This window comes from Knoellia terrae, from assembly GCF_048606435.1.
GTDB lineage: Bacteria > Actinomycetota > Actinomycetes > Actinomycetales > Dermatophilaceae > Knoellia > Knoellia terrae.
In genome coordinates this window covers 32,734-59,136 of the sequence record NZ_JBMBWH010000004.1, presented here as the reverse complement: position 1 = coordinate 59,136, position 26,403 = coordinate 32,734, and the positions used below count along the sequence as shown (strand labels likewise).

Sequence of the window (26,403 nt, the reverse complement as noted above, 5' to 3'; positions counted from 1 at the left end):
AGGGTATGCCGCGGAGCCTGTTTGGATGGACGGGTGCCTCCCCCAGCCTCCTCCCCCGCCGTCGTCGATCCGGGGCGCCTGCGGCGCGTCGTGCTCACGGTGGCCGGGCTCAACGCCGCCGGCTTCGTCGTCGAGGTGGGCGTGGCGCTGGCGATCGGGTCGGTGGCCCTGTTCGCCGACAGTGTCGACTTCCTCGAGGACACGGCGATCAGCCTGCTCATCGCCCTCGCGCTCGGCTGGGGCGCCCGGCACCGGGCCATCGCGGGCAAGGCCATGGCCGGCGTGCTCCTCGTCCCCGCGGCAGCGGCCGTCTGGCAGGCGGTGCAGAAGTGGGGCGACCCCGTGCCGCCGGACGTGCCGTGGCTGGTCCTCACTGCGCTGGGCGCTGCCCTCGTCAACGGGCTGTGCGCCTGGCTCCTCGTGCGCGTCCGGCACGCGGGAGGCAGCCTGTCGCGGGCGGCATACCTCTCCGCGCGCAACGACGTCGTCGTCAACCTCCTCATCGTCGCCATGGCGGCGGTGACGGCGGTGACCGGCTCGGGGTGGCCCGACCTCGTGCTCGGCCTCGTCATCGTCGCGATCGGCGTCCACTCGGCCGCCGAGGTGTGGGAGGTCGCCGACGAGGAGCACCTCGCCGCGAAGGCGCTGGCCGGCGAGGAGGTCGGCTGAGCAGGCCGCCGGGCGCCTGGGGTCGGCTCAGGCGTCGGTCACGCCGAGGAGCATGCGCACCTCGGCCGCGGTGACGACAGAACCGGTGGCGAGCACTCCCCCACCGACGCCGGCGGCGTCGGCGATGCCGGCGGCCCGGTCGAGGGCGTCGGGCAGGTCGTCGACGACCGTCACGCGGGCGTCGCCGAAGATGCCGCGGGCGAGCTCACCCAGGTCGTTGGGGCGCATCGCCCTCGGTGACGTCGTGCGCGTGACGACGACCTCGTCGAGGACCGGCTCGAGAACCTCGAGGATCGACGACGCGTCCTTGTCCTTGAGGACCGCGACCACCCCGACGAGCCTGGTGAAGGTGAACGCCTCCTGGAGCCCGTCGCGCAGGGCGACAGCCCCGGCCGGGTTGTGCGCCGCGTCGACGAGGACGGTGGGGCTGCGGCGCACGACCTCGAGCCTGCCCGGGGAGGTGGCGGCTGCGAGCCCGGCCCGCAGCACCTCGATGTCGAGCTCCTGCTCCCCGCCGCCGAGGAAGGCCTCGACCGCCGCGATGGCCAGGGTGACGTTCTGGGCCATGTGGGAGCCGTGGAACGGCAGGAACAGGTCGGGGTAGGTGCCGGCGAGGCCACGGACCGTGACCGCCTGTCCACCCACGGCCACGTCGCCGCCCTCGAGGCCGAACTGCTCGCCCTCGTGGGCGATCTGGGCGCCGACCTCCTCGGCGCGGGCGTTGAGGATCGAGACGACCGCGGGGTCGTACTGGCGGGCGCTCACGGCGATGGCCTCGGGCTTGATGATCCCGGACTTCTCGAGGGCGATGTCGCTCTCGGTGTTGCCGAGGAAGTGCTGGTGGTCGAGGCTGATCGGCGTGATGACCGAGACGACGCCGTCGGCGACGTTGGTCGCGTCCCAGCTGCCGCCCATGCCGACCTCCACGATGGCGACGTCGACCGGTGCGTCGGCGAAGGCCGCGTAGGCGACGGCGACGAGGACCTCGAAGTAGGTCATCCGCGGCTCCCCCTCGGCGACGGACCTCGCGTCGACGATCTCGATGAGCGGGACGACCTCGTCGTAGGCGCGCAGGAACTTCTCCGCCTCGATGGGGCGTCCACCGATGGCGATCCGCTCGAGCATCGTGTGGAGGTGGGGCGAGGTGAATCGCCCTGTCTTGAGCCCCATCTCACGCAGGATCGACTCGATGACCCGGGCCGTCGTCGTCTTGCCGTTGGTCCCCGTGAGGTGGATGACCGGGTAGGTGCCCTGCGGGTCACCCGCAAGCTCCATGACGGCCCGGATGCGGTCGAGTGACGGCTCGAGGTCGTGCTCGGGGGCGCGGGCGAGGATCGACTCCTCGACCTCGCGCAGCCGCTGCATGATCTCGAGGGTGCGCGCTGCTTCGCGCTGGGAAGAGTCGGGAGCCGGTGCCATGCGACCCATTCTCTCAGCCACGCGGTCCCGGCCCGTCCGTCAGTCGAAGGTGACGCCCTCGAAGTCCTCGGGCGTGTACTCGCGGGGCTCGACGAGCACCATCCAGTTGCCGGAGTTGTCGCGCATGAGCGCCTCGACCCCGTAGGGCCGGTCCTCGGGCTCCTGGAGGAACTCGACGCCCTTGCCCTTGAGCTCCTCGACGGTCCTGCGGCAGTCGTCGACGTGCAGCCCGACACCGGGGAGCCCGCCGTCGAGCTGGGCCCGCTGCATCGCGGCGATGAGCTCGTCCGAGAGAGGCTTGCTCGGGGTGGTGAGGTGCAGGTGCAGCTCGGGCTGGGACGGGTGGGTGACGGTGACCCACCGGAAGTCCTCCCCGAGGCTGATGTCGTCGCCGGCACGGAAACCGAGGGCGTCGGTGTAGAAGGCGAGGGACTCGTCGAGGTCCTTGACCCAGACGGACACGAGGGACACGTTGGTGATCATGGGACCGACGCTATGTCGCGCAGTCAGCGGCGCGCTTCTCCCGGATTGCGCGGTGTCCCGTCGGCCCCCGTCGTCCGCCCACCTGCCGCACCTTTCGACCAACAGGGCACGACCTGCGCCGGGCGAGCCCGCACCTTTCGCCCTATTGGTCGATGGCTGACGGCGCGCGCCTCTCGACGAGGCCGGCCATGAAGACGTGGCAGCCGGGAATGCGAGGGGCACCGCGGACGGCATACCGGGCCTGGAAGGCGCTGGGAGTCTCGCCGACGATCTCGCGGAAGCGACTGCTGAACGAGCCGAGGCTCGAGTAGCCGACGGCGTGGCACACCTCGGTCACCGTGAGGTTCGTCGTCCGCAGCAGGTCCTGGGCTCGCTCGACCCGCCGTTCCCCCAGGTAGGCCAGCGGGGTGAGCCCGTAGACCTTCGCGAACGACCGCAGGAAGTGGAACTTGCTCAGCCGCGCGACCGCGGCGAGCGCGTCGAGGTCGAGCTCCTCGGCGAAGCTCCTGTCGATGTGGTCGCGCGCCCGGCGCAGGTGGACGAGCACGTCACCGGGAACGCGTCGCGTGCTCTCGCTCACCCGTGCAGCGTATGCCGCGCGAAGGCTTCCCCCGGAAGGTGACCCTTGCCCCCAGAACCTTTTCGGGGGGAAGGGTCACCTTCCGTGATGAGGCGGGAAAGAGGGGACGGCGGGGGGTGCCGGTCAGCCGAGCTTCGCCACCCGGATCCGCACGCTCTCGCCGTCACCGACCGTCGTCTCGCTCGTGCCATCGCCGAGCGGCAGCGCGTCGAGCTGGGGGGCCGAGCCGAACTGGGTCGCGAGGGTCTCATCGACGATGAGCGACTGGTGGGCGACCGTCGCCTCCCAGACCGCCGGTGAGCCGGTCACGGTCAACGAGATCCGGTCGCTCACGTCGAGGCCCGCCTCACGACGGGCCTGCTGGACCGCGCGGATGACGTCGCGAGCCAGGCCCTCTGCGGCGAGCTCGGGCGTGACCTCCGTGTCGAGGACGACGAAGCCGCCACCGGGCAGCACCGCCGTCGCCCGCGACGCCTCGCCGCCACCCTGGACGACGGTCTCGAGGGAGTACTCACCCTCGACGAGCTCCAGCCCGCCACTGGTCACGGTGCCGTCGTCGCCCACCGACCAGTTCCCCGACTTCGACCCCTTGATGGCGGTCTGCACGTCGCGCCCGAGCCGCGGCCCCGCGACCCGCGCGTTGACGGTGAGCTTCTGGGTGACCCCGAAGTCGCTCTCGCCGGCGGCGTCGAGGTCGAGCAGCGACACCTGGCGGACGTTGACCTCGTCGGCGATGATGCCGGCGAAGTCCTGGAGCGCAGCGGCGCCGGGCACCACGACCGTGAGGTCACGCAGCGGCAGTCGCACGCGGAGCTTCTCGGACTTGCGCAGCGAGGACGCGACGGAGCAGATGGTGCGGGCCTGGTCCATGCGCGCGACGAGCTCGTCGTCGGCCGGCAGCTCGTCGACCGACGGCCAATCGGCGAGGTGCACCGAGCGCTCACCGGTGAGGCCGCGCCAGATCTCCTCCGACACCAGCGGCAGCAGTGGCGCGGTGACGCGCGTGAGCACCTCGAGCGTCGTGAAGAGCGTGTCGAAGGCCGCCCTCGTGTCAGCGTTCGACCCACCCGCCGAGTCGCCAGAAGCGGTGTCCCAGAAGCGTTCCCGTGACCGGCGGATGTACCAGTTGGTCAAGACGTCCACGAAGCCACGGATCGAGTCGCAGGCGCCGGCGACGTCGAGCCCGTCGAGCTGGGCCGTCGTCGTCTCGACGAGCTGGCGCAGCTTCGCGAGCAGGTAGCGGTCGAGTGCCGCGGTGGACGCGGTCGACGACGACGCGGCATACCCGTCCCGTCCTTCTGCTCCGCCGCCGTAGGCGTTGGCGTAGAGCGTGAAGAAGTACCAGCTGTTCCACAGGGGGATCTGGACCTGGCGCACGCCCTCGCGGATGGCCTCCTCCGTGACGATGAGGTTGCCTCCACGCAGGATCGACGACGACATGAGGAACCACCGCATCGCGTCGGCACCGTCGCGGTCGAACACCTCGCGCACGTCGGGATAGTTGCGCAGCGACTTGCTCATCTTCTGGCCGTCGTTGCCGAGGACGATGCCGTGGCTGATGCAGGAGCTGAACGCCGGTCGGTCGAAGAGCGCCGTCGCGAGGACGTGCAGGGTGTAGAACCAGCCACGCGTCTGCCCGATGTACTCGACGATGAAGTCGCCCGGGAAGTGGTGCTCGAACCACTCCGCATTCTCGAACGGGTGGTGCACCTGCGCGAACGACATCGAGCCCGAGTCGAACCAGACGTCCATGACGTCCTCGACGCGGCGCATCGTGGACCTCCCGGTCGGGTCGTCCGGGTTGGGCCGGGTCAGGTCGTCCACGAACGGGCGGTGGAGGTCCGGCTCCCCCTGCGCGTTGAGCGGTAGCCGCCCGAAGTCGCGCTCGATCTCCTCGAACGAGCCGTAGACGTCGATCCGGGGGTACTCCGGGTCGTCCGAACGCCACACGGGGACAGGGCTGCCCCAGAAGCGGTTGCGCGTGATCGACCAGTCACGGGCGTTCTCCAGCCAGCGACCGAACTGGCCGTCCTTGACGTGCTCGGGCACCCACTGGATCTGCTGGTTGAGCTCGACCATGCGGTCCCGGAACTTCGTCACCTCGACGAACCAGGACGACACTCCCTTGTAGATGAGCGGCTGGCGGCAGCGCCAGCAGTGCGGGTACGAGTGGTCGTAGGTCTCGCGTCGCAGCAGCACCGTGCCGGGCGTGACCGCACCCGTGTCGCCCGACCCCCGGGTCGCGGCCTTGAGGTGCTCGATGATCGGCTGGTTGGCGTCGAAGACCAGCTGGCCCTCGTAGTCCGTCACCGGGAAGGTGAACGCCCCGTCGGCGCCGACGGGCATGACCGCCTCGATGCCCTCGCGGTCGGTGACCTCCTTGTCGACCTCGCCGAACGCACCGGCCGTGTGCACGACCCCGGTGCCGTCGGTCGTTGTCACGGCGTCGTCGGCGGCGACGATACGGAAGGCCTTCTCGTGGCCGGCGTAGTAGGAGAACGGCGGCGTGTACGAACGGCCGACGAGGTCGGAGCCCTTGTAGCGACCCACCACGACGGTGTCCTCGCCCAGCTCCCGGGCGTAGTGGGACAGCCGCGCCTCGGCGAGCACGTAGCGCGCGGTCGTCCCGGCGTCGGGCACGGGGGCCTCGACGACGACATAGTCGATGTCGGAGCCGACCATGGCGGCAAGGTTGCTCGGCAGGGTCCACGGCGTGGTCGTCCACACGAGCAGGTGCGCGCCGTCCAGCACCGGGTCCGACCCCGTGGTGTCGAGCAGGTAGCCGACGGTGACCGCAGGGTCCTGGCGCATCTGGTAGACCTCGTCGTCCATCCGCAGCTCGTGGTTGGACAGCGGCGTCTCGTCGTTCCAGCAGTAGGGCAGGACGCGGAAGCCCTCGTAGACGAGGCCCTTGTCGTGGAGCGACTTGAACGCCCAGATGACCGACTCCATGTACGGCGCGTTGAGCGTCTTGTAGTCGTTGTCGAAGTCGACCCAGCGTGCCTGGCGGGTGACGTACTCGCGCCACTCGTCCGTGTACTTGAGGACCGACGTGCGGCAGGCGTCGTTGAACTTCTCGATGCCGAGCTCGACGATCTCGTCCTTGGTCTTGATGCCGAGCTGGCTCATCGCCTCGAGCTCGGCGGGCAGTCCGTGGGTGTCCCAGCCGAAGCGCCGCTCGACCCGGCGGCCGCGCATCGTCTGGTAGCGCGGGACGAGGTCCTTGACGTAGCCGGTGAGCAGGTGGCCGTAGTGCGGCAGCCCGTTGGCGAACGGCGGGCCGTCGTAGAAGACGAACTCGTTCTCACCGTTGGTGCCGGCGTCGCGCTGCTCGACCGAGGCGCGGAAGGTGTCGTCGGACTCCCAGTAGGCGAGCACCGCCTCCTCGACCTTCGGGAAGCGTGGGCTCGAGGGAACCGCGGCCGCGCCCGGCCGGTCCGTCTGGTTGCCGGCGCTGGTGGAGACCTTGGGGTAGGTCATGTCGTCGCTCGTCCTTCGCTCGATCGCTGCACTCGTGACCGAGGACGACGTCACCGGGACCGATCCCGGTGGCACCGCGGTACCACCCCGCTTGCCGGGTGCGAGACCCGACCACTCTTGCCGAAGGCCGTGACGTGGCCCGTGCGTCCGGGTCTAGTGAGCGTCCCGATCGGGCTGGGACGCCGTTCTTCCGGAGGCTCGCCGCTGATGACGGCTCAGACGCCTGTCCGGTCAGTCTACCGGCAGCGAGGGGAACTCCCGGATGGCGCTACAGTGGCTGCGTCGTCGGTCCGCCGGCGGCACCAACCGTGTCCGCGGGGGGAAGCCGGTCCGAATCCGGCGCTGACCCGCAACCGTAGGCCGCCCGCGAGGGTGGCGAGCCGGAATGCCTCGTGGACGCGAGCGGCTCCATATCACCCGTCGAGGTCACGGGACGGAGCCCGGAACCGCTGCTGCACTCGGGTTCGGGCGTTCGTCACGAACCGCTCCCGAGAAGGCTGTCCCCCACATGCGTCGTTCCACCTCCCGCCTACGAGTGCTCGCGCCCCTTCCGCTCGCAGCCCTCGCGCTCACCCTCGGTATGCCGTCCGCTGCCGTCGCCGAGACCACGCCGGCTCCCAGCCCGACCACGTCGGCGAGCCCGAGCCCGTCTGCGACGCCGAGCGCGACGCCCTCCCCCTCGCCGACGTCCTCCGCCACGGTCAGCCCGAGCCCGTCCTCGAGCACGTCCACCCCGACCACGCCGGGGACGAGCTCCCCGAGCCCCACGGCCACCCTGACCGTGCCGAGCCCCACCACGAGCCCGGCCGTCAGGGCCGCGGCCGACCCGGCCTTCACCGGTGTCGCCGTCGGCAGCGTCCAGGAGCAGCAGGCGCGCTACGCGGCGCACTTCCTCGCGACCCAGCTCGCCGCCACCGGCAACCACCTCAACTACCCCGACGCGGGCTTCGGCATCTGGCCCGACCCGGGCAACACCATCGACGCCGTGCTGGCCCTCGACGCGACCCGCACCGGCGGAACTGCTGCCGAGGCAGCCACCGACTGGGTCGAGGAGAACCTCGAGGAGTACATCGAGTACCCCGGGACCCCGATCTCCACCGGCGGTACGGGCAAGGCCCTCATCCTGGCCGACGCTCAGGGCCGCAACCCCCGGGCGTTCGGCGGCTACGACCTCGTCGGCGAGCTCCAGGGCCTCGTGACGGCCGAGGGCCGCTTCGGGTCCTCCGCCAACGACTACGGCGTGACGATCAACCAGGCGCTCGCCGTCATCGGCCTCCAGCGGGCGGGCGTCACCCTGCCCGCCTCCAGCGTGGAGTTCCTCGGGGCGCAGCAGTGCGCCGACGGTGGAGTGCGCGGGACCATCGCGGCGAGCACCTGCACCAGTGACCCCGACGCCACGGCCTTTGCCGCCCAGGCCTTCCTCGCAGGTGGCGACACGGCCCGTGCGGCCAGGGCGCTGGACCACCTCGAGTCACGTCAGCGGGCCGACGGTGCACTGACCAACGCCACCGGTGAGGGCGCGAACGCGAACACGACCGGTCTCGCGGCCCAGGCGTTCGCCCTCGGTGGCCGCAGCCCGGCCCACCTGCGCGCGACGAGCTTCATCCTCGGCCTGCAGTGGGGCTGTGACGCCCCGAGCCAGTACCGCGGCGGCATCGCCTTCAACGCGGACTCGCGCACCGCGACCAACGCCAACCTCGAGAAGGGCATCCGGGCCACCCCGCAGGCCGTCCTCGGTCTCGTCGGTGGCGCGCTCCCGACCGTCGAGAGCAGCGACGACGTGGCCGCGTCCACCGTGGCAACGCCGTGCGCCGCACCCAGCCCGACCGCCACGCCGACGACCAGGCCGACCGCCACGTCGCCCGCGCTCCCGACGACCACGCCGACGGTCACCGAGCCCACGACCCCCGAGGCCGGCACTCCCGGCACGGGCGGCGGCGACGACGACGACAGCGACGGTGCCGTGGCCGGTTCGGACACGTCCGACGACGCCCCCGGCCTCGCCTACACGGGCGCCGAGCCCATGCTGCCCCTGCTCGTCGCCACCCTGCTCCTCCTCGCCGGAGGGGCGACGATCCTCGTGTCACGACGCCGGGGTGCCCACCAGTGACGGCACCCCACCCCAGGCATCGCCTGCTCGCCGCAGGGGGCGGGCTCGCGCTGGCGGCCGTCGGCCTCGTCGGAGCTGCCGCTCCGGCGCAGGCCGCGGCCTGCGCAGGCACGTCCGGCGTGACCGTCGTCGTCCAGTCTGCGGCCGGCACGTCGACGCGCTGCGCCGGTGGCGACCCGGAGTCGGCCATGGGCGCCCTGCGCGCCTCCGGCCACAGCGTCGACATGCCCAGCCAGTTCCCCGGAGCCATCTGCCGGATCGACGGCTACCCGGCGTCGGACCCCTGCGTCAGGATGCCGCCCGCCGATGCCTACTGGGCCTTCTTCCACGCCTCCTCCGGCGGGTCCTGGACCTACAGCCAGAGCGGCGCGGGGAGCTACGACCCCAGGCCGGGCTCCTCGGTCGGCTTCCGGTTCGGGTCGGGCTCGGCACCCTCGGTGAGGCCGGCAGCACCGGCCCCTGCTCCGCAGCCGACGCGGACGACGGCCGCCCCGCGGCCCACGACGTCCACGCCGAAGCCCACGAGCACGCCGCGTCGCACGACGGCGGCTCCTCGCAGCACCCCAGGCTCGACCCCGGGCACCACCGCGCCCCGCGCCCCCCGGACCACGGCGAGCTCCGGACCTGCCGGGGCGCCGGCGACGCCGCCCACGGCCGCGTCCCCCTCGCGGAGCGTCCGCCCCTCGGCGTCGGCATCCCCGTCGAGGGGGTCCAGCCCCTCCCCCTCGGTGGCTGCGCCGACGTCGTCATCGCCCACGCCGTCGCCCTCGGACAGCGTCGTCACCACCGCCGCGCGCCCCGAGGCCGACACCGGCACCTCGGGAACGGGTCGGCTCGTCGGAGGTGGTGCCCTGCTCGCGGGGCTGGCCGCCGCGGTCGCCGTCGTCGCGGTCCGACGCCGCCCCACGGAGTGACCGGCCCCCGTGTCGGGCACCCGGGCAGGATGAGTCCATGAGCCCGGCCCTCCCCCGCCCGGTCCACCCGGTCGCGTGGTGGGTCTGGGCACTCGGGCTGGCCGTGGCGGCGAGCTCGGTGACCAACCCGGTGCTGCTGCTCGCGGCCCTCGGTGTCGCCGCGCTCGTCGTCACCTCGCGCCGGGGCAGCTCACCGTGGGCAAGGTCGTTCCGCCTCTACCTGTGGCTGGGCCTGTTCATCGTCCTCGTCCGCACCGTGCTCCACGTCCTCGTCGGCCTCAAGTTCGGGACCACGGTGCTGCTGCCGCTCCCCGAGGTCACCCTGCCCTCGTGGGCCGCGGGCATCGACGTCCTCGGCGACGTCCGCCTCGAGGGACTGGTGCGCGCGGTCACCGACGGGCTCCGGCTCGCCGTGATGATCGCCTGCATCGGTGCCGCGAACGCCTTGGCCAACCCCAAGCGCCTCCTCCGAAGCCTGCCCGGCGCACTGAGCGAGATCGGCTCGGCCGTCGTCGTCACCATCACCGTGGCCCCCCAGCTCGCCGACAGCGTGCAGCGGGTGATGCGGGCGCGAGCCCTGCGCGGGGACACCGCGCGCGGCATCCGGGCCCTGCCGCGCATCGCCCTGCCGGTCCTCGAGGACACGCTCGACCGCTCGCTCATGCTCGCCTCGGCGATGGACTCGCGCGGCTACGGCCGCCGGCGCCTCGTCTCCACCGGGACGCGGGCGCTCACCTCGCTCTGCACCCTCGGCGGCCTCCTCGCGAGCGCCGTCGGCATCTACGGGATCCTCGACGCCACGACCCCGGGCTGGCTCGGCGCCCCCGCGCTGGGCGCTGGTGTCGCGCTGTCATTGACCGGCATCTGGCTCGGCGGCCGCGCCAACGCCCGCTCGACCTACCGGCCCGACCCGTGGCGGGCGCCCGAGTGGCTGACGGTGCTGTCGGGCATCGCTGCGGCCGTGGCCGTGCGCATCGTCATGGTCTCGGGTGACGCCGCCTCGCTGGGCATGCCGCTCGACCCGCTGTCGGCCCCCGCCCTCCCCCTCGTCGCCGTCGCCGGCCTGCTCGTCGCCGCCCTCCCGGCGTTCCTCACCCCGCCGCCGCCCCCCGCGGCGACCCGTGCCCGCTCATCCCCCCGTGGCCGGGCTGGATCCGGCCACGCAGGCCCTGCGGGTGCGACCGTTGCGAACAGACAGCCGGCCGGAGGTGCGACGTCGTGATCGAGCTCGACCACGTCAGCGTGACCTTCGAGGGTGCCGCGGCGCCGACCCTGCGCGACGTCTCCCTGCGCATCGACGAGGGCGAGCTGGTGCTCGTCGTCGGGCGCACCGGCTCCGGCAAGTCGACCCTGCTCGGGGCGATCACCGGGCACGTCCCGCACTTCACGGGAGGCACCCTCGCCGGGCACGTGCGGCTCCTCGGTCGCGACACCCGCGAGCACCGTCCACGTGACCTCGCCGACCTCGTCGGCGTCGTCGGGCAGGACCCGCTCGCCGGCTTCGTCACCGACACCGTCGAGGAGGAGCTGGCCTACGGCATGGAGCAGCTCGGCCTCGGGACGGCGACGATGCGCAAGCGCGTCGAGGAGACGCTCGACGTCCTCGGGATCGCCGACCTCAGGGGCGCCGCCCTGACCGAGCTCTCCGGCGGCCAGCAGCAGCGGGTGGCCATCGGCTCGGTGCTCACCGCCCATCCCCGGGTCATCGTCCTCGACGAGCCGACGTCGGCCCTCGACCCCACCGGTGCGGAGGACGTCCTCGCGACCATCACCCGCCTCGCCCACGACCTCGCCGTCACCGTGGTCGTCGCCGAGCACCGGATCGAGCGCGTCCTCCAGTACGCCGACACCGTGGTCCACGTCGGCCAGGACGGGGTCGTCACCCAGGACGTCCCGTCCGCGGCCATGGTCACGGCCGACGTCGCCCCTCCGGTCGTCGAGCTGGGTCGGTGGGCCGGGTGGTCACCTCTCCCCCTCTCGGTTCGCGACGCACGTCGACGGGCGGCCCCGTGGCGTTCGCTCGACACCGCCCTCCGCGAACGGCCGCCGACCGTCGGCGCCACCCTGGTGGAGGCCCGTGACGTCGTCATCACCCACGACGCGGTCGTCGCCGTCGCCGGTGTCGACCTCGACCTGCGCGCGGGCGAGACCACCGCGCTGATGGGCCGCAACGGCGCCGGCAAGTCCTCCCTCCTGTGGGGTCTGCAGGGCTCCGGAGCCCTGCGCTCGGGCAGCGTCCGTGTTCGCGCGGCCGCAGGCTCCGGTGACGGCGTCGACGTCTCCCGCCTCGACGCGGGCGAGCGGCGCCGCCACGTCGGGCTGGTCCCCCAGTCGGCAGCCGACCTCCTCTACCTCGACTCGGTGGGCGCGGAGTGCACGCAGGCCGACCACGAGAGCGGCCGCGAGGCGGGCACCTGCCGCACGCTCCTCGACGGGCTCGCACCCGGCATACCGGACGACCGTCACCCGCGAGACCTGTCCGAGGGACAGCGGCTCGCGGTGGTGCTCGCCGTCCAGCTGACCGCCGACCCGCCGGTCCTCCTCCTCGACGAACCGACGCGTGGGCTCGACTACGCCGGCAAGGCGGCCCTGCGGCGGTCCCTGCACGCGCTCACCGCGAGGGGCCGCAGCGTCGTCGTCTCCACGCACGACGTGGAGTTCGTCGCCGAGACCGCGGACCGCGTCGTCGTGATGGCCGCCGGGGAGGTCGTCGCCGACGGGCCCACCCGCGAGGTGGTCGTCTCCAGCCCGGCGTTCGCACCCCAGGTCGCCAAGATCACCGCGCCCCAGCCGTGGCTCACCGTCGACGACGTCCGGTATGCCGTGGAGGCCGCCCGATGACCGCGTCACCCGCCGCGCCGCCGGGCGTTCGGACCCGCGCGATCCGGTTGCGTCCCCGCTCGACCCTGGCGATCGTCGCCGTCAGCCTCGCCGGAGTGCTTGCCTTCGGATGGCCGCTCATCGTCGATCCCGGCACGGCCTTCGCCCACTCCACCGACGCACCCCTGCTGTTCTCGCTGCTCTTGCCGCTGCTCCTCGCCGTCGTGCTCGCGGAGGTCTCGGAGGGCGGGCTCGACGTCAAGGCGATCGCAATGCTCGGTGTCCTGTCAGCCGTCGGTGCGGCGCTGCGGCCGGTGGGAGCCGGCACCGCCGGCCTCGAGACCGTGTTCTTCCTCCTCATCCTCGGGGGACGGGTCTTCGGCGCGGGCTTCGGCTTCGTGCTCGGCGCCACGACCCTGTTCGCCTCGGCCCTCATCACCGGCGGGGTCGGGCCCTGGCTGCCCTTCCAGATGCTCGGTGCGGCTTGGGTCGGCCTCGGTGCCGGCCTGCTCCCCGCACTGCGCGGACGAGCCGAGATCGTCCTGCTCGCGGCCTACGGCGCGGTCGCGGGACTGCTCTACGGCATCGCCCTCAACCTCATGTTCTGGCCGTTCACGACCGGGCTCGGCGGCGGGCTGTCCTTCGTCGCCGGCGCGCCCGTGCTCGACAACCTGCACCGATTCCTCGTCTTCTCCTTCGCGACCTCGCTCGGCTGGGACATCGGACGGGCCGTCACCAACATCGTCCTGGTGAGCCTGACCGGGAGGGTCGTGCTCCGCACGCTGCGCCGCGCTGCCCGCAAGGCCGCGTTCGAGGCGCCGGTGGTGTTCACGCCGTCGACCACGCGCGACTGAGCGACCGGGCCCACTGGCACAATCGCCGCCATGAGTCATCTCGAGCTCGACAACACCCGGTCCTGGCTGAGCCGCGAGGAGCTCGACAGCGCCCGCGAGCGGCTGCCGATCCTCTATGTCGACGCGGTGCCCGTCCGGGTGGACGAGCGCGGGGCGGTCGCGGCCGTGGGCCTCCTGCTGCGCGCGTCGGACGACGGCGACATCCAGCGCGAGCTCGTCTCGGGGCGCGTGCTCTACCACGAGCGGGTGCGCGACGCCCTGCTGCGGCACCTCGAGAAGGACCTCGGCCCCATGGCCCTGCCGGCCGTGCCCACGTCGCCGGTGCCCTTCACGGTGGCCGAGTACTTCCCCACGCCCGGCGTGACCCCGTTCCACGACCCGCGCCAGCACGCGGTGTCGCTGGCCTTCGTCGTGCCGGTGACCGGGGACTGCGCCCCGCAGCACGACGCCCTGGACCTCGCTTGGCTCACGCCCGAGGAGGCGCTCGCCCCCGGCGTGCTCGCCGAGATGGAGCGCGGCCACGGTGTCCTGCTCCGCCAGGCGCTCGGGCACCTCGGCCACCCGGTCTGACCCTGCCCGGGTCGACCACGACGGCGACGGTCAGGCGCGGCGCTTCTTGTTGAACTTGTCGACCGTGCGCGTCATGTCGGCGAGGTCCTCGGCCGCGGCGGCCTCGGGCGTCGGCGCCCGGCCGCCGAGCCGGGCCGGCTGGAAGACGAGGTCGTCACCGGTCATCGCCGGGTAGGCCGCCTGCTGCGCCCGCAGCTGGGCCTCCATGACCGCCTGCAGCCGGCGCGTGGCCTCCGCGCGGTTCTCGTCGGGCGCCACGTGAAAGGGCTCCCCGATGACGACCGAGATCGGGATGTTGCTGCGGCCGAGGTGCTTGGGGGTGTTCTTGCTCCACACCCGCTGCGAGCCCCACAACGTCGTCGGCAGGATCGGCACCCCGGCCTCTTGGGCCATCCGCACCGCGCCTGGTTTGAACTCCTTGAGCTCGAACGACCGCGACATCGTGGCCTCCGGGAAGACGCCGACGATCTCGCCGTCCTTGAGCGACTGCACCGCCCGCATGAAGGAGGCCTTGCCGTCGCGCCGGTCCACCGGGATGTGCTTCATACCGCGCATGAGCGGCCCGGCAACCCGGTGCGAGAAGATCGACTTCTTCGCCATGAAGCGGACGAGACGCTTCGACGGCTGGGCCGCGAGGCCGGCATACGTGAAGTCGAAGTAGCCCGTGTGGTTGATGGCCATGACGGCTCCACCCACCCGGGGCACGTGCTCGGTGCCCTCCATCCGGAAGCGCAGCCCCTGTGCGAGGAACACGGCGCGGGCCGCGGTGATGACGGGGGTGTAGACGGGTTCCATGCGGGGCAGCCTACGGCCCCGTCAGTCAGCCGTGCCGCGCCGGGAGCCACGCCAGCTGCACGAACTGGTTGCCCTCGTCGCGGGTGACGAGCCGACCTCGTCCCGCCGGCTGGAGCGAGCCCTTGACGGTGCCGATGAGGGCGCCCTCGTCCGGTGGCGTGCTGAGCATGATGCCCGGGCTGGCGAGGTCGCGCAGCGCCTGCAGCACCGGCTCGTAGCTCGCTCTCGAGGCACCTCCGGCACGGCGGGTTACCACGAGGTGCAGGCCCACGTCCGCCGCCTGGGCGAGCAGCGGGACGAGCGGCCGCAGCGGCGACCCGCTCGAGGTGACGACGAGGTCGTAGTCGTCCACGAGGATGAACGCCTCCGAGCCGGACCACCACGAGCGGCCACGGAGCTGCTCGGGCGTGACGTCGGGTCCGGGGAGCCGCGTGCGCAGGAACGCGGTGAGCCCCTCCATCTCGGCCGTCACCTGCTCCTCGGTCGTCATGTACTCGGCCACGTGGTCCTGCGGCAGCTCGCCGAGCAGGGCCCGCCGGTAGTCGACGACGAACAGCTTGGCCTGCGCCGGGGTGTAGAGGCGGGCGATCTCGCTGGCGTAGGCACGCAGCATCGAGGACTTGCCCGAGTCGGTGTCGCCGAAGAGATAGAGGTGCGAGTCCTCGGCCACGTTCACCCCGACCGGCTCGAGGTTGCTCTCATTGATGCCGAGCAGCACGCGCCGGTCGTCGGGACCGGCCTGCTCCCGGATCGTCTCGAGCGAGATCCGCTCGGGCAGCAGGCGCAGCTTCGGCCCCTGCGGCCCCTTCCAGGCGGCGCGCACCCTCGCGACGAGGTCGTCGACCCCCTCACCGAGGTCGTCCACGCTCCCCGAGCCGTCGACCCGGGGTATGCCGGCCAGGAAGTGGTGCTTCGTCGTCGTGATCCCGCGGCCCGGCCGGCCCTTGGGGACGTTGGCGGCGAGCTTGCGGTCGATCTCGGAGTCGCCGGGGTCGCCGAGGCCGAGCTCGACGCGGGTCCCGAGCATGTCGCGGATCTGCATGCGGAAGTCCATCCAGCGCGATGTCGTGATGACGACGTGGATGCCGAAGGTGAGGCCGCGCCCGGCGATGCCGCTGATGGTCTGCTCGAGCTCGTCGAACTCGGCCCGGATGGTCGGCCACCCGTCGACGACGAGGAAGATGTCGCCGTAGCCGTCGTCGGCCCGGCCCTCCGCCCGGCGCCGCCGGTAGGTCTCGATGGAGTCGATCCCGGTGGCCCTGAAGTGGGCCTCGCGCCGGTCGATGATGCTCGAGATCTCGGCCACCGTGCGCCGGACGACGTCGGGCTCGTTGCGGTTGGCCACGCCCGCGACGTGCGGCAGGCCCGCGAAGGGGGTGAACGTGCCGCCACCGAAGTCGAGGATGTAGAACTGCGTCTCCAGCGGCGTCGTGGTGAGGGCGATCGAGCTCACCAGCGTGCGCAGGAACGTGCTGCGACCGGTGCGCGGACCGCCGACGACGGCGACGTGGCCCGCGGCTCCACCGAGCTGGAGGGTGAACAGCTCGCGCCGCTGCTCGAGAGGCCGGTCGACGATGCCCAGGGGGACGACGTACGCCCCGCGGGCGCGCCAGCGCTGGCTCACGAGTCCGAGCTGCGGGTGCTCGGTGAGGTCGCCGAGGAGCTGGTCGAGGGAGTTCGGCACGTCCAGCGGCGGCAGCCACACCTGGTGGGCCGGCCGGCCCTGCCCCTTCATCCGGGCGACGGCGATGTCGAAGACCGCGCGGGTCTCCTCGGCCTCCGGGCGCGGTCGGGGGTCCTCCTCGACCCGCGGCACCGCGGAGACCGCCCTGGCGGAGGTGAACGGGAGCACCTGCATCGCCGGACCGCCCCCGGAGGCCGCCCGGCGACGACGGCCCTTCGGTGGTCCGGAGACGTAGGCGGCCTTGAACTTGAGCAGGGTCGTCTGGTCGGGCTTGAGGTAGCCCAGGCCCGGGACCGGAGGCAGCTCGTAGGCATCGGGGACACCGATGACGGTGCGCGACTCCCCGGCCGAGAACGTCCGCAGACCGATGCGGTAGGACAGGTGCGACTCCAGGCCGCGGAGCCGTCCCTCCTCGAGCCGCTGCGACGAGAGCAGCAGGTGCATCGAGAGCGACCGGCCGAGGCGCCCGATGGCGACGAAGAGGTCGGCGAACTCGGGTTTGGCCGACAGCAGCTCGGAGAACTCGTCGGCGACGATGAGCAGCGCCGGCAGCGGCTCGAGGTCGGCGCCTGCGGCCCGGGCCTTCTCGTAGTCCGTGACGTTGGCGAAGTTGCCGGCCGAGCGCAGCAGCTCCTGGCGCCGGGTCATCTCGCCCTGGAGGGCGTCCTGCATGCGCTCGACGAGGGTGAGCTCCTGGCCGAGGTTGGTGATGACGGCCGAGACGTGCGGCATGTCGGCCATGCCGGCGAACGTGGCACCACCCTTGAAGTCGACGAGGACGAAGTTGAGCTGCTCGGACGAGTGGGTCATCGCGAGTGCGAGGACGAGGGTCCGCAGGAGCTCGGACTTGCCGGACCCGGTGGCACCGATGACGAGGCCGTGCGGCCCCATCCCCTGCTGGGCGGACTCCTTGATGTCGAGGGCGACCACCTGGCCGTTGCCCCCCACCCCGATGGGCACCCGGAGCCGGTCGCGCTGCAGGCGCGGACGCCAGGCGGTGGCCGGGTCGAAGTCGCGGACGTCGCCGAGACCGAGCAGGTCGACGAGCTCGGTGCTCGAGGTCAGGGCGTCGCGCACCTCGACCTCGCCGCTGACGAACATCGGGGCCAGGCGTCGAGCCGCGGCCTCGGCCTGCGTCACGCTCATCTGGTCGGCCAGTCCCTTCGCGCCGCCACGGCTCAGGCTGAGGATCTCGAACGGGACCTGGCCCTCCGCGGTGCCGTGTCCACCGTCGACGGCGAGGCGCAGCGTGGTGGTGCTGTCGAGCTCGCCCCACTGGTCGGGCAGGTCGAGGACGGTGACCCCGAGGACGCCGTCGTCGGTCACGAGCGGGTTGTGGCGGGGCAGGCGGGCGCCGTCGACGATGACGAGGACGTGGGGCGCCGGGCGCTGGCCGCTCGGTCCGAACCGGGGCCGGTCGGTCACGTCGTCCGGCAGCAGCTCGAGGAGCTCCTCGACCGACTCGGCCACGAGCCGCGACGGTCCGACGGCATCGCGCTCACGCGGGCTGAGCGCGTGCGGGAGCCACTTGAGCCAGTCCCACTCGGCCCGGGCGTCGGGTCCGGTCAGGGCCGCCACGATGAGCGTGTCGGGCGAGTGCATCACGGCGGCGTTGACCACGAGCGCCCGCGCGAGCGCCCGCGACGGACCGGCCTCCCCCGTGACCTGCACCCGGGCCCAGGCCGGCAGCGCCACCGAGGCCGGAAGCCCGTGCTGGACGCGGTGGGTGGTGAGCAGCCGGTGCAGGGCCGAGGCGGCGACCGGGTCGAGCTGGGCGAGCGGCGGCGTCTCGGCCGGCTCGAGGGTGAGGCACAGGGGCTGGGACGTCGTGCCCATCCGGACGTGGAGGAAGTCGTCGTCCTTGGGCAGGCGCTCCCAGACCCGGCTCCTCTCCTCGGCGAGCAGGGGCAACGACGAGGGCGCCGGGAAGTTCCACAGGCCCGCCTCACGCTGCTTGGCGGCGGCGTCGCGCACCGTCCCCCGCACCTCGGCGAGGTAGGCGAGGTACTCGCGACGGTTGGAGACGACCTCCGTGGTGCGCTGGGTGCGCTGGCGCATCCCGCTGGCGAAGACGAAACCGAGGGAGGCGACGAGGAACATGCCGGCGCCGACGTAGCCCTTGGGGCCGGGCGAGGCCAGGGCGACGAAGCCCATCGAGCCCACCGAGCCGAGCATGGGCACCGCCTGCATGAGCAGGTTGCTGAGACCCTCGGCCGGCGTGATCTCCGGCGGCGGCTGCAGGACGATGCGTCCGGTCGGCACCGACGGTGCCTCCTGGCGCGTCCCTCCGACAGTTGCGGTCACGTTGTCCTCCCCGGTGCTCGCACCGGGTCAACCTATCCCGTGGCGCCACCCCGCACCGAGGGTGCCGCACCGCGGAACCGCTCCGCGGCCTATCCTTCGCGGGGGACGTTCCGTGTCGACGCGAGGGGTGGGTATGCCGGGTACGGACGTGGGTGCCGGACTCCAGATCAGCCTCAGCGCGGGCGGTCGCCGACACGACCTCGTCGTGCCGGTCGGAGCGCAGGTCACCGAGGTCCTGTCGGTCCTCGGGATCGCCTCGCGCGCCAACCCCCACGCCGTCGCGACCCCGAGCGGGCGCGTCCTCGGGCCGCTCGACACCTTCGACGAGTCGGTCCCGACCGGGTCGATCCTCACCGTCGTCCCCGTGACCACCCACGCCGTGACCCGCGACATCCTCAACCTCGACCGAGGTCGCGGGGCGGGTGGCGCCCGCTCTCACGCTCCGGCCGGGTCCGGCGGACGCCACCGGGAGCCCGCCGAACCCGTGGCCGCCCGGACGGTCGCCGACGAGTCGACGCGCCGCCGCGGAGAGGAGCCGCCCAGCGAGGTCTCCGAGGCGACGACCCCGCGGTCCGGGCTCGTGCCGTCGCCGCGCTCCCCCCGTCCGTCGAGGACGACGCCACGCGCTGCTCCCCCGGCGGCGACCACCCAGCTCCTCTGGCTCGCCGCCTCGTTCGGCGCGATCGTCAGCCTCGTCGCGGCGTGGAGCCTTGCTCGGTCGTCGGCGGACCCGGCCACCACCACGTCGGAGCAGCTGGCCTGGATGCCGCTGGCTGCCGCGGCGCTGCTCGCCGCGGGTGCGGTCGGCCTCGCCACCTTGGGCACCTCCCGCTCGCACCGGTTCGCTGCTGCCGCCACCGCACCTGCCCTCGGGCTGGCCGCCGGCCTGACCCTGCCCTGGCCGGCCTCCCCCGGACGCGAGTCGGTGGCCGTCGTCGCCGGCTGCGCCGTGGGGGTGCTGGCGCTCGCGAGCGCCCGGCCCCGGACATCGGCCGACTCCCCCGGCGATCGCACAGTCCTGGCGACCCTCGTCGGTCTCGGCCTGCTCGTCGGCGTCGGCACCGTCCTCGACTGGCCCGGTCACTCCATCGCGGCCGTCGCCACCGGGCTCGGGCCCCTCCTCATGCGGCTGCTGCCCACGAGCAGCCTCATCGTCGACGGCAACCAGCTCGTCGACACCGACCGTCTCTCCACGACCGTCTGGTCGGTCCGCGAGCGCAGCGCCGGTCGGCGCCGGCGCATCACGCGCGACGACATGCGAGCACGCTTCGACGCCGCGCGGGAGATCGTGGCGATCGGGACGGCATACCTCTCCGTCACGACGGCCGTGAGCGGGTGGCTCACCGTGACGACCCCGGCACCCGACACCACGTCCCGCTGGGGCACCCTCGCGCTGGTCGTCGCCGCAGCCCTGGCGTGCGGCTACCAGTCGAGGACTGTGCGCGACCGGCTGCCTCGCTACAGCATGCTCGGGGCCTGCGCGGCCCTGCTGCTCGCCGGCGCGTACTCCCTGCTCACCAGCGGCTGGGGCGGCGCCACCGTCCTCGCGTTCCTCGTCGCGACCGCGGTCGGCTGGGTCGGCGTCGTCAGCGCGACCGCGTTGCGACGGGGCTACCGGTCGACCCGCATGTCGCGCTTCGCCGACAGCCTCGAGGGCCTGACGGTCGCCCTCTCCGTGCCGCTCGGCATCGTGGCGGCCGGCGGGGTGGAGGCCCTGCGGCGGGTGACCTCGGGCTGAGGCCACCTGCCTCACCGGACGGGAGGCGGTCGCTGGGGTGTCGGGGATCAGGGGGCACTGCGGCCGCCAGGGTCCCGGAAACCCGACACCGGACCGTGGCCGGCGCCTGAGACGCCGCGCTGGCGGTCAGTCCCAGACCTGGGGACTGGACTCGTCGGTCCCGTCGTACCAGGTGTCCTCGTCCTCGTGGGTGAGCCCGTCCACGTCCGCGGCCGTCCGCTTCTCGCCCGTGCGGCCGCCACCGGCACCGGCCGCGCCGACGGGGCCACTGCGTCCCGCCCTGCCTCCAGCAGTCCTGCCGGACTGGCCGGAGGCCGTGGGCGCCGCGCCGCCGCCCCTGCCGTCGAGCTTGGGGACGCCGTAGCGACCGGAGCCACTCGCGCCCTTGACGGCGCTGCCGCGCCCCGAGGCGCCGGCCCGGGACTGCCCTGCGGCGCCACCACCGCCCGGCACCACCGTCGCCCCACCGCGAGCGCTTCCGGCGCTGCCGAAGGCCGCGCCACCACGGGCACCGGCCCCACCGGGCCGGACAGTCGTCCCACCGCGCGTCCCGCCGGAGCTGCCGACACCGATGGCACCGCCGCGGGCCATGCCGCCACGGGCACCGAGGATCCCACCGACACCGGCGGCACCTGCACCGAGGCCGCCCGCAGCGAGGCCGCCGGCCCCGATGCCGCCGCCGCCCCGGGGAGCCTGCATGCCGGGCGAGGTCACCCCGTCACCGGTGGGGTTCGTGCCGATCGTGCCGGTGACGTCACCGTCGGAGCTGATCGGGTCGAGACCGGTCTCCGGGTCCACGCCGGTCTCCGGGCCGACACCGGTCTCCCGGTCCGGCTCGGTCTCCGGGTCCGGGTCGAGCTCCGGGTCCGGGTCGGTCTCCGGGTCGGGGTTCTCGATGATGACGACCGGGTCGGGACGGTCACGGTCCTCGTCGTCGCCGCGATCGCCGTCGAACACGACCCCGGTGTCGGGCTGCACGGCGTAGCCCCCCGAGGTCGAGGGGGTCCTCGTCCCCGCGGGGTAGTCGCCGCCTCCGCCGCCGGGACCGGACTGGCTGTACGGCGTCTCGGACCTCGTCCTCGTCTCGATCGGCATCGTCGAGGTCGCCGTCTGGGTGTCGGTGCCCAACCGGTCGAGCACGCGCTTGGCCGCCTGGTTGCGCTGCTCCCAGAGGGCGTCCTCCGCCGCCGCGGCCGCCTCGGTGTCGGGCACGCTGTACTGGGCGCGGTTCTCCGGGGTCGGCAGGTAGGGCGCCGGGAGACGCGTGTGCTCCGCCGGGTCGACGTAGGTCGAGATGCTCGCCACCTCGGAGTACCAGCCGGCCTTCGCCTCGGTGATCGCCGTGTGAACCTGACCCAGGCTCGTGTCCACGTCGCCGACCTTGGTCGCGTGGGTGTCGAGGGTCGAGCTGAGCTTCTGGAGTGAGGCCAGGGCCGCCTCGGCTGCCGGCCCCTGCCAGCCGCGACCGCCGGTCGGCGGAGCCTGGAGCTCGGTGTGCACCTGGCGCACGTCCTTGGCCAGGTCCTCGAGCTGGGTCTTCGCGGCCCTCCAGTCGTTCTGCGTCAACCAGATGGACGCGGTGCTGGAGGAGAAGACCTTGAACAGCCGCCGCTCGTAGTGCTTGGCCTTGGGGTTGAGCGTCGGCCCGCTGCCGCCACCGTCAAGAACCGCCATGACTGTGCTCCTTCATCGTGGCCGCGACCCCGTCCGTCGCGGTCGTCGGGTCGTGGGAAACAGAGGGGGATGCGAGGTCGTGAGCGCCGTCCGAGCGTCTGGCTCGGCGTCGCCGGGACAGCACGAGGACCGCGGTCGCCAGTGCCAGCGCCAGGAGCCCGGCGAGCGCCCACACCCGGAGCGGGCTCCCCGCGTCGGCGGCCTCGTCGGCACCAGCAGGCCGGGTCTCCTCGATCGCCGTCGCGGCGGCGCTGGCCGACGGTGATGCGGAGGTCGGCGTCGACGGCGATGCCGTGGACGCGCTCGCGGCGCCGACCACTGCGGCGATCTGCGCGGCGGTGGGTGAGACCACGCCACGGTCGACGACCATGGGGTTGGTGTCGGGCAGCGCGGCCACGTCGAGCCTGACCGCGTCCGCCGGGGAGAAGATGCCGAAGCCGTAGGACTCGGTCTTGCCCGCCGACCGCGGCAGGTCCTGGCCCACCCGTCGGAACCAGGTGAGGTACGTGCCGTTCTCGGCGCGCAGCCCGATGGCGTCCTTGGCGGCCTGCAGGACCTGGTTGCCCGTGGCGTCGGGATGGGCCGACCAGAGCGCGGCCAGACCTCCGGCCGTGATCGCCGTGGCCTGGGAGGCGCCGTCGGAGATGGCGTCGGAGCGCCATCCCGACGGGGTCCAGGCCCCGGCGGCAACCTTGGTCCCCGGGGCAGCGAAGTCGAGCAGCGGGCTCCGCCGCAGCGCGCTGGAGTCGAGGTTCCCGGCGGCGTCGACGTGGGTCACCGTGACGACGCCGTTGCCGATCCCGGGCCAGAAGACGTTGCGGGTGTCGTTGTTCGTCGAGGCGACGACGATCGCGCCCGCGCGGTAGGCCTCGAGCAGCGCGTCGACGAGCGCGGCGTCGTAGTCGACGGAGAGGCTGATGCTGAGGACCTTGGCGCCGTCCCCGACGGCCTGGCGGATGGCCCGCGCCGTGGCGGCGCCGGACTGGTCCAACCCGGAGGCGTCGAGGCGGCACCCGTCCCCGCCGCCGTCGGTGGTCCTCGCGTACAGCACCGCGTAGTGGCGTAGCGTCGCCCGCGGCGCGATCCCCGAGATGCCGCGCCCTCCCGCGGTCGTCCCCTTCCCGCTCCCGACGATGAGCGAGGCCATGCTCGTCGCGTGGCCCGCTTCGGGGCCCCTGAGCGTGGCGGCCCGGCGGTCGCCGTCCCGGGTCAGGCACTCCGTGCTCGAAGACGCGACCCGACCCCGCAGCTCGGGCACGCTGGAGTCGATCGGCCCGTCGATGACGGCGACCGTGACCCCCTGGCCGGCGCCGGTGCGGTGGAGCTCGTCGACGCCCATCGCCGCCCGCCACCACTGCCCGTCGTCGAGCGGGTCCGCCGATGCCGACGGGGCGCAGGCCAGGCTCGCCGCGGCAGCCGCACCGGCCACCGCCAGGGCGACCCCGCGGCGCACGCGTGTCGAGCGGGCGCGCACGGTCACCGGGGTGACGGGACGTCGGACGCGGGCCCACCCGCGGGGACGGCGCCTTCTGCGCGGGTTCCTCCCGTGGCACCGTCGGCGGGCGTGCCTCTTTCGGCGGGCTCCGCCGGTACCGCCGGTGCCGCCGCCGTGGCGGAGGTCGCGGCCTCGGCCGACTCGGCGGTCTGCGCCGCAGCCTGGGCGGACTGGGTGGAGGAGGCCTGCTCGTGGTTCCGGGTGCTCGCGAGCGGGCCGTTCTCCCATCGCTGCCACAGCTCGAGGAAGGCGGCACCCGCCTGGTCGTCCCGGTCCCGCATCTGCTGGGCGGACGTGCGGATGCCCTGCGCCACGGCGTCGAGGTCGTCCTTGACGCCGCGCAGCGTCTCGAGGTAGATCGTGCGGACCTCCTCGAAGACCGTGCCGTAGGCGGCCAGCTCGGGGAGGTCGCCGAACGTGCTCCTGTCCGCGAGCGCGTCGCGGATCCTCCGCACGCCCTCGGTGGAGTCCTCGGCCCACGTGGTCTGCCTCGTGTTGGCCAAGCTGTTCATGTACTCGGTCGGGTACTCGACCTCGTCGCCTGCCATGGCTGCCTCCCCTGTCCCTCGTCACGCGGCTGCGTGCCGGCACCCCCGTCCGGGGTGCCGGCACGGCCCTGTGGTTCTGCCGACCGTGCGGTCAGGACCAGCTGTTCTTGTTGCGGAGCTCACCGGCGAGGTAGGCCTCCTTGGACTGCTCGACGGCCTTCTTGATGTCGAGGAGCAGCTCGTTGAGGTCGTTGACCTCGGTGTTCCACCTGCTCTTCACGTCCTCGAAGGCGGTCTTGGCCCCCGCCTCCCACTCCGCCATGTGCGGCTTGAGGTCACGCTCCATGTCGGCGACCTTGCCGCGCAGGTCGTTGACGCCCTTCTGCATGTCACCGATGAGGGCGTCGAGGCCCCCGCCGACGACCTTGATGTCCTGACCGCCACTCATCACTTGCCACCCATCTGCGAGACGTACTTGCTGAGCAGGTCGGAGGAGCCCTGGTCGTCCGCCGTGTACTGCTTGTCGTTGGCGACGAGGTTCTCGCGGAAGTTCTCGAGGATGTCGACGAGGTCCTGGGCCTGCGTCGTCCACGCGACCTGCACGTTCTGGAAGGCGCCGGCGCCCGCACCCTCCCAGTGCGCCTTCACCTGCTCCATCTGCCCCTGCAGCGTGCCGAGCTTGTTCTTGAGGTCGCTCTTGGACTGGTCGACGATGCTCGCGCTCTTGGCGATGGCGCCTGCGCCGACCTTGTGGCTGTCTGACATTGTCACTTCCCTTCTCTCTTCGGCCCCTACGGACCTCGCTGGCCCACCCGACCACTCATGGTGGTTGGACCCCGGCCTGACGTTCCCCCGAAGTCCTGACAGGGAAGACCATACGGGTGCCCCCAGCGACCGCCAATGGGGAGAACTCCCCGGTCTATGCTCGTGGCGGTTCCCGTCGCGGCGGGGGGATGACAGCGCTGGAGCACCGGGGAGGACCATTCGTGAGTCAGAGCACGGCGACGTCGCTCGTGAGGCTGTCGGTGACGTCGGGGACCCGGCGCGCCGACCTCGGGATCCCCGGGTCGATCCCGGTCGCCGAGGTGATCCCTGACCTCGCGCGCGAGCTCGGCGTCCTGGACGCGCACTCCGCCAGCATGGGGTACCGCCTCGTCCGCTCGGACGGGTCGGTCGTCGAGAGCGACACAAGCCTTGCGGCACAAGGTGTCGAGGACGGCGCCGTCCTCGCCCTCGAGCCCAACCGCCCTGACGGCGAGAAGGTCTACGACGACGTCGTGGAGGCCGTCGCCGACCTGGTCGAGACGCAGTTCACGCCGTGGACCGCGAGCAACAGCGCCGGCACGGCGGTGGGTGCCGCGGTCGTTCTCTTCGTCGCAGCCGCCTACGCACTCTTCACCGCCCGGGACAACGGGCTCCTCGTCGCCGCGCTCGCGGGGGCGTGCGCTCTCCTGCTCGTCGGTGCCGCCGCCGTCCTCGCCCACGTCCGCCAGCAGCCTTACGCCGCAGTGGCGCTCGCGCTCACCGCGGTCACCTATGCCGGTGTGTCCGGGTATGCCGCCGTGCCCGACGCGCGCCTCTGGGGCGAGGGCCTGCTGTATGCCGGCGCGGCCGTCACGCTCGTTGGTGCCCTCGGTGCCGCGGCCGTCACCCGCTCCCGACTGCTCGTCGCTGCCACCTCTGCGATCGGCCTGGCGATGGTGGTCCTCGGCTCCCTGACGCACGTCGTCGGGTGGGGGATGACCTCGGTCGCCGCAGTGGTCTTCCTCGTCGCCACCCTGATCGGCAACGTCCTGCCCTGGGTCGGCATCTCCACCAGCCGGCTGTCGACGCACCCGCCCAAGAGCGACCTCGAGATCTTCTCCGACGCGCCCGAGGTGGAGCGCGAGCAGGTTCGGCGCCAGGTCGCGGCGGGCCACGAGCTCATGGTCGCCCTTGGCGTCGCGAGTGCCGGCGTCATGGTCCTCTGCACCCCCCAGCTGGTCTCCGCGGGGGTGTCCGGCGCCCTGCTCGTCTTCGTCGGGTTCGTCGCGACCCTGCTGCGCACCCGGCACAGCCGGACCCGCACCACGGTGCTCATCGCCATGGTGTCCGGCGTCGCCGGCATCGCCGTCGCCGCCGTCAGCGCGGCCGAGACCCATCCCGACTGGCGGCCGGCCCTCGCCCTGGGGCTCGCCGCAGCCGCGGCGGTCGTGGTGGCGCTGGCGCTCGTCCTGCCACGCACGCGGGTGCAGCTCGGACGGATCGCCGACGCCGTCGAGGGCGTCGCCCTCGTCACCCTCGTCCCGCTGGCGGCCCTGACCGTCGGCCTCCTCTGAGGTCGTCG

At 72.9% G+C, this 26,403-nt stretch carries 21 protein-coding genes; 8 read left to right on the top strand and 13 right to left on the bottom strand.

Annotated features, from left to right (window positions below; genetic code table 11):
• Window positions 1–33: 33 nt before the first annotated feature.
• Entirely contained in the window at window positions 34–669 is a 636-nt protein-coding gene (locus ACOJV9_RS07240) for a cation efflux transmembrane domain-containing protein (RefSeq protein WP_420184523.1), read from the top strand.
• A gap of 27 nt (window positions 670–696) precedes the next feature.
• Here ACOJV9_RS07240 and ACOJV9_RS07235 read toward each other — a convergent pair whose 3' ends face one another.
• The 5 genes from ACOJV9_RS07235 to ACOJV9_RS07215 form a co-directional block, all read right to left on the bottom strand.
• Window positions 697–2,088 (bottom strand): bifunctional folylpolyglutamate synthase/dihydrofolate synthase, encoded by a 1,392-nt coding sequence (locus ACOJV9_RS07235; RefSeq protein ID WP_420184522.1) that lies wholly within the window; start codon window positions 2,086–2,088, stop codon window positions 697–699.
• 39 nt (window positions 2,089–2,127) lie between these two features.
• Window positions 2,128–2,571 carry a VOC family protein gene (locus tag ACOJV9_RS07230; protein ID WP_420184521.1) on the bottom strand — a complete coding sequence of 148 codons (444 nt, stop codon included), beginning with the start codon at window positions 2,569–2,571 and terminating at the stop codon, window positions 2,128–2,130.
• Between the two features lie 142 nt (window positions 2,572–2,713).
• Window positions 2,714–3,151 (bottom strand): helix-turn-helix transcriptional regulator, encoded by a 438-nt coding sequence (locus tag ACOJV9_RS07225; protein WP_420184520.1) that lies wholly within the window; start codon window positions 3,149–3,151, stop codon window positions 2,714–2,716.
• Between the two features lie 123 nt (window positions 3,152–3,274).
• Window positions 3,275–6,631 (bottom strand): isoleucine--tRNA ligase, encoded by a 3,357-nt coding sequence (ileS, locus tag ACOJV9_RS07220; protein WP_420184519.1) that lies wholly within the window; start codon window positions 6,629–6,631, stop codon window positions 3,275–3,277.
• 426 nt (window positions 6,632–7,057) lie between these two features.
• On the bottom strand, window positions 7,058–7,399 hold the full coding sequence (locus ACOJV9_RS07215; RefSeq protein ID WP_420184518.1) for a hypothetical protein: 342 nt from the start codon (window positions 7,397–7,399) through the stop codon (window positions 7,058–7,060).
• Between the two features lie 13 nt (window positions 7,400–7,412).
• Between ACOJV9_RS07215 and ACOJV9_RS07210 the strand changes: the two genes are divergently transcribed.
• A complete protein-coding gene (locus tag ACOJV9_RS07210) occupies window positions 7,413–8,741 on the top strand; it encodes a hypothetical protein (protein WP_420184517.1) in 1,329 nt (442 codons plus the stop codon).
• A 376-nt stretch (window positions 8,742–9,117) separates the two neighbouring features.
• Here ACOJV9_RS07210 and ACOJV9_RS07205 read toward each other — a convergent pair whose 3' ends face one another.
• Window positions 9,118–9,675 carry a hypothetical protein gene (locus ACOJV9_RS07205; RefSeq protein WP_420184516.1) on the bottom strand — a complete coding sequence of 186 codons (558 nt, stop codon included), beginning with the start codon at window positions 9,673–9,675 and terminating at the stop codon, window positions 9,118–9,120.
• Between the two features lie 17 nt (window positions 9,676–9,692).
• Here ACOJV9_RS07205 and ACOJV9_RS07200 point away from each other — a divergent pair, with 17 nt between their 5' ends.
• The 4 genes from ACOJV9_RS07200 to ACOJV9_RS07185 are packed head-to-tail and all read left to right on the top strand — an operon-like array spanning window position 9,693 to window position 13,899.
• On the top strand, window positions 9,693–10,877 hold the full coding sequence (locus ACOJV9_RS07200; RefSeq protein WP_420184515.1) for an energy-coupling factor transporter transmembrane component T: 1,185 nt from the start codon (window positions 9,693–9,695) through the stop codon (window positions 10,875–10,877).
• Complete coding sequence (locus ACOJV9_RS07195) at window positions 10,874–12,496, top strand: ABC transporter ATP-binding protein (RefSeq protein WP_420184514.1); 1,623 nt, start codon at window positions 10,874–10,876, stop codon at window positions 12,494–12,496. The genes ACOJV9_RS07200 and ACOJV9_RS07195 overlap by 4 nt, the downstream gene beginning before the upstream one ends.
• Window positions 12,493–13,329 carry an ECF transporter S component gene (locus tag ACOJV9_RS07190; protein ID WP_420184513.1) on the top strand — a complete coding sequence of 279 codons (837 nt, stop codon included), beginning with the start codon at window positions 12,493–12,495 and terminating at the stop codon, window positions 13,327–13,329. The genes ACOJV9_RS07195 and ACOJV9_RS07190 overlap by 4 nt, the downstream gene beginning before the upstream one ends.
• 30 nt (window positions 13,330–13,359) lie before the next feature.
• On the top strand, window positions 13,360–13,899 hold the full coding sequence (locus ACOJV9_RS07185) for an NUDIX hydrolase family protein (protein ID WP_420184512.1): 540 nt from the start codon (window positions 13,360–13,362) through the stop codon (window positions 13,897–13,899).
• 30 nt (window positions 13,900–13,929) lie between these two features.
• On the opposite strand, the gene ACOJV9_RS07180 is transcribed toward ACOJV9_RS07185, so the two are convergent.
• Both ACOJV9_RS07180 and eccCa read right to left on the bottom strand, forming a co-directional pair.
• A complete protein-coding gene (locus ACOJV9_RS07180; protein WP_420184511.1) occupies window positions 13,930–14,694 on the bottom strand; it encodes a lysophospholipid acyltransferase family protein in 765 nt (254 codons plus the stop codon).
• A 25-nt stretch (window positions 14,695–14,719) separates the two neighbouring features.
• Complete coding sequence (eccCa, locus tag ACOJV9_RS07175; RefSeq protein WP_420184510.1) at window positions 14,720–18,682, bottom strand: type VII secretion protein EccCa; 3,963 nt, start codon at window positions 18,680–18,682, stop codon at window positions 14,720–14,722.
• A 133-nt stretch (window positions 18,683–18,815) separates the two neighbouring features.
• On the opposite strand from eccCa, the gene ACOJV9_RS07170 reads away from it, so the two are divergent.
• Window positions 18,816–20,420, top strand: coding sequence for a hypothetical protein (locus ACOJV9_RS07170; protein WP_420184509.1), 1,605 nt, complete (start codon window positions 18,816–18,818; stop codon window positions 20,418–20,420).
• Between the two features lie 126 nt (window positions 20,421–20,546).
• On the opposite strand, the gene ACOJV9_RS07165 is transcribed toward ACOJV9_RS07170, so the two are convergent.
• The 5 genes from ACOJV9_RS07165 to ACOJV9_RS07145 all read right to left on the bottom strand — a co-directional run bounded on the left by ACOJV9_RS07165 (window position 20,547) and on the right by ACOJV9_RS07145 (window position 24,842).
• Complete coding sequence (locus tag ACOJV9_RS07165; protein ID WP_420184508.1) at window positions 20,547–22,094, bottom strand: WXG100 family type VII secretion target; 1,548 nt, start codon at window positions 22,092–22,094, stop codon at window positions 20,547–20,549.
• Window positions 22,081–23,574 carry a S8 family peptidase gene (locus ACOJV9_RS07160; RefSeq protein ID WP_420184507.1) on the bottom strand — a complete coding sequence of 498 codons (1,494 nt, stop codon included), beginning with the start codon at window positions 23,572–23,574 and terminating at the stop codon, window positions 22,081–22,083. The genes ACOJV9_RS07165 and ACOJV9_RS07160 overlap by 14 nt, the downstream gene beginning before the upstream one ends.
• Window positions 23,571–24,137, bottom strand: coding sequence for a hypothetical protein (locus tag ACOJV9_RS07155; RefSeq protein WP_420184506.1), 567 nt, complete (start codon window positions 24,135–24,137; stop codon window positions 23,571–23,573). The genes ACOJV9_RS07160 and ACOJV9_RS07155 overlap by 4 nt, the downstream gene beginning before the upstream one ends.
• A 91-nt stretch (window positions 24,138–24,228) precedes the next feature.
• Window positions 24,229–24,525 carry a WXG100 family type VII secretion target gene (locus tag ACOJV9_RS07150; RefSeq protein WP_420184505.1) on the bottom strand — a complete coding sequence of 99 codons (297 nt, stop codon included), beginning with the start codon at window positions 24,523–24,525 and terminating at the stop codon, window positions 24,229–24,231.
• On the bottom strand, window positions 24,525–24,842 hold the full coding sequence (locus ACOJV9_RS07145) for a WXG100 family type VII secretion target (RefSeq protein WP_420184504.1): 318 nt from the start codon (window positions 24,840–24,842) through the stop codon (window positions 24,525–24,527). The genes ACOJV9_RS07150 and ACOJV9_RS07145 overlap by 1 nt, the downstream gene beginning before the upstream one ends.
• Window positions 24,843–25,063: 221 nt before the next feature.
• Here ACOJV9_RS07145 and eccD point away from each other — a divergent pair, with 221 nt between their 5' ends.
• The gene (gene eccD / locus ACOJV9_RS07140) at window positions 25,064–26,395 is read left to right on the top strand and encodes a type VII secretion integral membrane protein EccD (RefSeq protein WP_420184503.1); all 1,332 of its coding nucleotides are present in this window, start codon (window positions 25,064–25,066) and stop codon (window positions 26,393–26,395) included.
• Window positions 26,396–26,403 lie beyond the last annotated feature (8 nt).